The organism is Bradyrhizobium genomosp. III (genome assembly GCF_000261705.1).
Taxonomy (GTDB): Bacteria; Pseudomonadota; Alphaproteobacteria; order Rhizobiales; family Xanthobacteraceae; genus Bradyrhizobium; species Bradyrhizobium ottawaense.
The window spans coordinates 1-5,777 of sequence record NZ_AJQF01000415.1 but is presented as its reverse complement, the minus strand read 5'-3'; the positions used below and the strand labels follow the sequence as shown (position 1 = coordinate 5,777).

At 65.7% G+C, this 5,777-nt stretch carries 6 protein-coding genes and 1 pseudogene; 5 read left to right on the top strand and 2 right to left on the bottom strand.

Annotated features, from left to right (window positions below; genetic code table 11):
* From IC66_RS0133335 to IC66_RS0133315, 5 genes and pseudogenes are all read left to right on the top strand, one after another.
* Nucleotides 1-227: pseudogene (locus IC66_RS0133335) on the top strand (hydroxymethylglutaryl-CoA lyase); the annotation flags it as partial.
* Nucleotides 224-1,438 (top strand): CaiB/BaiF CoA transferase family protein, encoded by a 1,215-nt coding sequence (locus tag IC66_RS0133330; protein ID WP_038950548.1) that lies wholly within the window; start codon nucleotides 224-226, stop codon nucleotides 1,436-1,438. The pseudogene IC66_RS0133335 and the gene IC66_RS0133330, both read left to right, overlap by 4 nt.
* Nucleotides 1,439-1,479: 41 nt before the next feature.
* Nucleotides 1,480-2,526, top strand: a complete 1,047-nt coding sequence (locus IC66_RS0133325) for an ABC transporter substrate-binding protein (RefSeq protein WP_038950546.1) — start codon at nucleotides 1,480-1,482, stop codon at nucleotides 2,524-2,526.
* Nucleotides 2,523-3,371, top strand: coding sequence for an ABC transporter ATP-binding protein (locus tag IC66_RS0133320; RefSeq protein WP_028144207.1), 849 nt, complete (start codon nucleotides 2,523-2,525; stop codon nucleotides 3,369-3,371). The genes IC66_RS0133325 and IC66_RS0133320 overlap by 4 nt, the downstream gene beginning before the upstream one ends.
* Nucleotides 3,372-3,373: 2 nt before the next feature.
* Complete coding sequence (locus IC66_RS0133315; RefSeq protein ID WP_028144208.1) at nucleotides 3,374-4,225, top strand: ABC transporter permease; 852 nt, start codon at nucleotides 3,374-3,376, stop codon at nucleotides 4,223-4,225.
* 34 nt (nucleotides 4,226-4,259) lie between these two features.
* Here the strand turns inward: IC66_RS0133315 and IC66_RS0133310 are convergent, their stop codons facing one another.
* Nucleotides 4,260-5,507, bottom strand: a complete 1,248-nt coding sequence (locus tag IC66_RS0133310; RefSeq protein ID WP_038950545.1) for a class I SAM-dependent RNA methyltransferase — start codon at nucleotides 5,505-5,507, stop codon at nucleotides 4,260-4,262.
* Nucleotides 5,500-5,777: SAM-dependent methyltransferase (locus IC66_RS0133305; RefSeq protein WP_038950544.1), on the bottom strand; the 278-nt coding region annotated here is incomplete at its 5' end. The genes IC66_RS0133310 and IC66_RS0133305, both read right to left, overlap by 8 nt.

The following is a 5,777-nucleotide window of genomic DNA, read 5'->3' as shown; positions in this document are numbered from 1 at the left end:
CCGCCGTGTCAGGCCTCGGTGGCTGCCCCTTTGCCCCCGGTGCGCGCGGCAACATCGTCACCGAGGACCTCGTGTTCATGCTGGAGCGCATGGGCCTCTCCACTGGCATCGACCTCGACCGTCTGATGCAGACGCGCGAGATTCTCGCCCGCCATATCCCGGCAAAACACTTGACGGGGCATCTGCACGAGGCCGGCATTCCCAAAGTCCTGCGGAGCGCGGCATGACGCCGGTTGCGCGTGAGACGGCATCGGAGCTTCGCCCGCTCGCCGGCATTCGTGTCATCGAGTTCAGTCAGATGGTGATGGGGCCGAGCTGCGGCTTGATCCTCGCCGATCTCGGTGCCGACGTGATCAAGGTCGAGCCGCCCAAGGGCGACCGCACCCGCACTTTCAAGGGCCCAGCCGCCGGTTTCTTCGCCACCTACAGCCGCAACAAGCGCAGCATCGCGCTGGATACGTCGACCGCGGAAGGCCAGGACGTCGCACGCAGGCTGATCGAGAGCAGCGACGTCATGATCGAGAATTTCCGGCCGGGCCTGTTGAAGCGGATCGGCCTCGACTACGAGAGCGTCGCGGCCTTCGCGCCGCGCCTGATCTATTGCTCGCTCAAGGGCTATTTGCCCGGCCCCTACGAGAACCGCCTCGCGCTCGACGAGGTGGTGCAGATGATGGGGGGCCTTGCCTACATGACCGGCCTGCCTGACCGCCCGATGCGTGCCGGGGCCTCGGTCAACGATGTCATGGGCGGCATGTTCGGCGTGATCGCGATCCAGGCTGCGCTGGCCGAGCGGCAGCGGACCAGCCGGGGGCGCTACATCCAGAGCGCGCTGTACGAGAACAACGTGTTCCTGATGGCGCAGGCCATGATGTGCGAAGTGGTCAGCGGCCAGCCGTCGATCCCGTATTCGATCAAGGACAGCCCATGGCCGGTCTACGATCTCTTCGACACCAGGGACGGCTCGAAGCTGTTCGTCACCATCGTCGGTGAAGAGCAATGGGAGGCGTTCTGCCGCGCCTTCGATCGTGAAGCCTGGCTCGTTGATCCGCGCTTTGCAACGAGCAACGACCGCGTCGATCATCGCGGCTGGCTGATCCCCGAGATCGCGAAGATCTTCAAGCAGTGGGACAAGGCCGATCTTGCCGCGCGCCTCGAGCAGCTCGATCTTCCCTATGCGCCGGTCAACAAGCCCGGCGATCTCTTCGATGATCCGCATCTCAACCAGTCCGGCGGCCTGACCGCCATTCGGCTGCCCGACGGTAACGAGGCCAAGACGCCGTTGTTGCCGATTTCCATGGACGGAAGGCGGCTGCCCAACCGCTATGATCCCCCTGGGATCGGCGAGCATAGCAGCGAGATACTGAGCGAGATCGGCATGTCTCCGGACGAGATCGACACGCTGCGACAGGCAGGGACGATCAAGGTCGCGCCGTCCTGACCGATCGGCGTATCGGACAAGAGACAAGGGAGGAGGAGCATATGAGCATTACCAGGCGCCAGGCGCTGATCGCGGGCTCCGCATTGGCCGGAGCATCGCTGTTGCCGGGACGATTGCTTGCGCAAAGCAAGCAGGTCTCGCTCGCCTTCGGACCGGTGTCGCCTGTCTACGCCATCGGCATGATTGCGGAGCTGAAGGGGTACTTCAAGGACGAGGGGCTCGATTCAAAGCTCGTCACCGGCAATGCCGGGACGTTCGGACGCCAGACGCTGGCGGCGGGGCAGGCACTGTTCGCGCACGGCGATGCCAGCCACCCGCTCCAGCTCGGCGCCCGCGGTAAGCCCTGCAAGATCCTGCTCGCCACCGAGATGGTGTGCTCCTACGCCAACATCATGGTCCGGCAGGACCTCTACGACAGCGGGATCAATTCGGTCGAGAAGCTTGCCGACTACAAGCGGCCTGACGGTGCCAAGGCGATCGTTGCCGCCACCGCCATCGGCTCCGGCACCTGGGTGTTCGGCACCTATGTGTTCGAGGCGCGCGGGCTCGGTGATAGGGTGAACTGGGTCGCGGGCGGGGGGCCCAACACGATGTTCCCCTCGCTCCAGACCAAGCAGTTCGACGCCATCATGGCGCCGCCGAGCTGGATCGTCGAGGTCGAAAAGAAGGGCTTTGGCAGGACGATCTACGACACGTCCAAGCCGGGCGTGTTCGAGAAGGATTTCGGCGGCGCGCTGCCCGTGCTCGTGATCTACACGCTCCAGGACACGGTCGAGCAGGACAAGGCGTTGGTGCAGGCCTATGTCAATGCGATCTACCGCGCCATGGCGTTCGTGAAAGCTGCGCCGCTCGCGGAGGTGCAGGCGCTGGTCACGCCGAAGTATTTCTCGGGCATCGACCCCGATGCGGTCAGCGCCGAGCTCGGTTTCGACAAGTCGACCTGGGCCTATGACGGTGTCATCGACAAGCCCGCGTTCGAACGCGGCGCCAAGCCCTGGTACCGCAAGGGCACGGATATTCCCGAGACCAAATACGAGGATGTCGTCGACATGAGCTTCCTCCAGGCAGCCAGGGCGACGTACAAATGATCGCCGCGCCGGGCCAGGGTCTTGCGCTCGCGCGCGACGAGGATGAAGCGACAGCGGCACGCACCCGCATCGCCGTGCAGGGACTTGCCAAGCGCTTCAACGCGTCCGGCCACGAGTTCGTGGCAGTGGATGACGTCTCCTTCGAGGTCAAGCAGGGCGAGTTCGTCGCGCTGCTCGGCCCGTCCGGCTGCGGCAAGAGCACCATTCTCAACATGGTGGCGGGGCTGTTGCCGCGCTCGGGTGGACGTATCCTGATCGATCAGGACACCGTCGAGACCGGCAAGGTCAACCCCAGGGTCGGTTATGTCTTCCAGCGCGATACGCTGTTTCCCTGGCGAACCGTGGAGCAGAACATCGGCTATGGGCTGGAGATCGCGGGATTGCCGAAGGCCGAGCGCGCCGGGCGCGTCGCTGCGGCGGTCGAGAAGGCGGGGCTCTCGGGCTTTGCGCAGAGCTTTCCACGCATGCTGTCCGGCGGCATGCGTCAGCGCGTCGCCTTGATGCGCACGCTGATTTTGGAGCCTGAGATCCTGCTGATGGACGAGCCGTTCGGCGCGCTCGACACCCACACCAAGCTGGAGATGCACAAGACGCTGCTGGAGATCTGGGAGCGCGAGCGGCAGACCGTGCTGTTCGTGACGCACGATCTCGGCGAGGCCTTGACGCTGGCGAGCCGCATCATCCTGCTTTCGGCGCGGCCCGGGCGCCTGAAGGAGGACTTCGACGTCGCCATCCCGCGGCCGCGCGATCCCGTTTCCGTGCGCGAGAGCGCCGAATTCGGCCGCCTCTATTCTCACATCTGGCACTCCCTCGGCGAAGAATTCCGCCGCACCAGGGCCGACTGACCATGTCCAACAGCCGCACCGTAATCCTGTTCTGGCAATTGGCCATTCTCGCGGCCGTGCTCGTCATCTGGCAGTGGGGCTTTGAATGGAGCAAGGCGCTGCTGCCGAGGGCTTACGTGCCCAAAATCCTCGATCCCTATTTCGTCGCCAAGCCGTCGCTGATCTGGCAGAGCTTTCTGCGGCTCGGCTGCTTCTCTGACGCCGGCGGCTTTGCCGCCTGCATCAGGGGCAACGACAACAATCTGTGGCTCGCCACGCTCGTCACGCTGAAGAATACCTGGTGGGGCTTTCTGTTCGGCTCAGCGAGCGGCATCGCGGCCGGCCTGATCCTCGGCCGTTCGGACTTCCTTGCCCGCGTGTTCGGGCCCTACATCGTGGCGCTCAACTCGATACCGCGCATTGCGCTGGTGCCGCTCGTCATCCTGATCTTCGGCCTCGGCGACCTCTCCAAGATCGCGACCGCATGGCTCGTCGTTTTCTTCGTGGTGTTCTTCAACACCTTCGAGGGAACGCGCGCCGTCGACCGCGACCAGATCGCGGCCGCCCGTCTGCTCGGCGCCAGCGAATTCACCGTGCTGCGTACCGTCGTGATCCCGTCCGCGCTCGCCTGGGTGTTCGCTTCGCTTTTGCCGGCGGTGTCCTTCGCGCTGATCGGTGTCATCGTCGGCGAGTTCATCGGCGCCGAGCGCGGCCTCGGCAAGCTCATCATCGAAGCGGAGGCGCGCGCCAATGCCAGCGAGATGATGGTCGCCATCTTCGTCATGATGTTCGTCGGCATCCTGCTGGCGATCGCGGTGCGCTCGCTGCAGTCCTATTTGTTGCGATGGCAGCCGCAATTCGAGCCGTCAGCATAGCGGCCCGGACGAGGGTGAGCGGGCGCGTGCAACGTCACCGGCTGAACCGCGCCACCAGCTCCACATGTGGCGTGTGCCGGAACTGATCGACCGGCACTACGGCGTCGATCTTGTAACCGCCGTCGATCAGCAGCCGCGCGTCGCGGGCAAAGGTTGCGACGTTGCAGGACACCGCGACCACGACGGGTACCTTGCTCGCGGCGAGCTTCAGCGCCTGCGCCTGCGCGCCCTGGCGCGGCGGGTCGAATACCACGGCGTCGAAGTCGCGCAGCTCCGGCGGCACCAGGGGGCGGCGGAACAGATCGCGCGGCTCGGCCTTGATCGGCTTCAGGCCCGGCGTGCGCGCGGCTTTTGCCAGCGCTGCGACAGCGCCGGCGTCGTTGTCATAGGCGGTGACGCGCGCTTTTTCGGCGAGCCGCAAGGCGAACGGCCCGACGCCGCAGAAGAGGTCGAGAACCTCCTTGGCCTTGCCGATGCGTTCCGCGACGAGCGCTGCCAGCGTCTCTTCGCCCGCGACGGTCGCCTGCAGGAACGAGCCCGGCGGCAGCGTCACCTCAGCGCGGCCCATCTTTATTGTCGGCGCCAGGCGTTGCAGCACCAATTCGCCATGCCGCGTCAACCGCGCCAGGCGGTGCTGCTCGGCGACGCGCGACAGCGCGGTGACGAGCGGCGTTGGCAGCGGGCCGGAGCCACGCACGTCGACATCGAGGCCGTTGGCGGTGGCGGTGATCTGGATGTCGAGCGGCTTGGTCACCGGCATTTTGGACGTCAGCGGCTCCGCCAGCGCCCAGGCGGCATCGAGCGCGCCGTCGAGTGCGGGATCGAGGATCGGGCAGCGATGGATCGGGATGACGTCGTGTGAGCTCGTCGCGGAGAAACCGACCTTGAGGATATCATGCGTGCCGAAGCGGCCGTGCAGCGTGACGCGCCGGCGCCCGGCGCCATGAGCATCGACCAGCGGCGCCACCTCGCAATCGATGCCGGCCTGCGCCAGCGTCTCCACCACGATGCCGCGCTTCCAGGCGTGGTATGGCTCGGTCGACCAGTGCTGGATGGCGCAGCCGCCGCAAACGCCGAAATGCGGACAGAACGGCTCGATGCGCTCCCGGCTTGCGACGTCGACCGCGAGCAGCTTGCGGCGGTCGGGATGGTTGCCTACGACGTGATCGACCTCAACGGTCTCGCCGCCCAGCGTGTAGGGCACGTAGATCGCTTCGCCGGCGTCGAGGCAGACGCCGTCGCCGCGATGGCCGACATGGTCGATGGTGAGACGCTCAACCACGGCGCGCGCCCAGGAAGAATTCGATATTGCCGTCGCCGCCCGTGATCGGCGAGGGGAAGATCTCGATGTCGGTGCAGCCGAGCGAAGCGGCAAAGGCGGCAATGTCGTCGCAGATCTCCCGGTGCACGGCGGCGTCGCGGACGATGCCCTTCTTGTTGTGCTTCCTGTCAGCCTCGAATTGCGGCTTGATCAGCGCCAGCAGGCTCATTGGTGCTGCGGCCAGCGACAGCGCCACGGGCAGCACGGTCTTCAGGGAGATGAAGCTGACGT

What these genes read in the sequence shown, in the direction of transcription:
- IC66_RS0133320 (WP_028144207.1), top strand. Translation starts at nt 2,523, where the DNA reads ATGATCGCCGCGCCGGGCCAGGGTCTTGCGCTCGCGCGCGACGAGGAT.
- IC66_RS0133315 (WP_028144208.1), top strand. Translation starts at nt 3,374, where the DNA reads ATGTCCAACAGCCGCACCGTAATCCTGTTCTGGCAATTGGCCATTCTC.
- IC66_RS0133325 (WP_038950546.1), top strand. Translation starts at nt 1,480, where the DNA reads ATGAGCATTACCAGGCGCCAGGCGCTGATCGCGGGCTCCGCATTGGCC.
- IC66_RS0133330 (WP_038950548.1), top strand. Translation starts at nt 224, where the DNA reads ATGACGCCGGTTGCGCGTGAGACGGCATCGGAGCTTCGCCCGCTCGCC.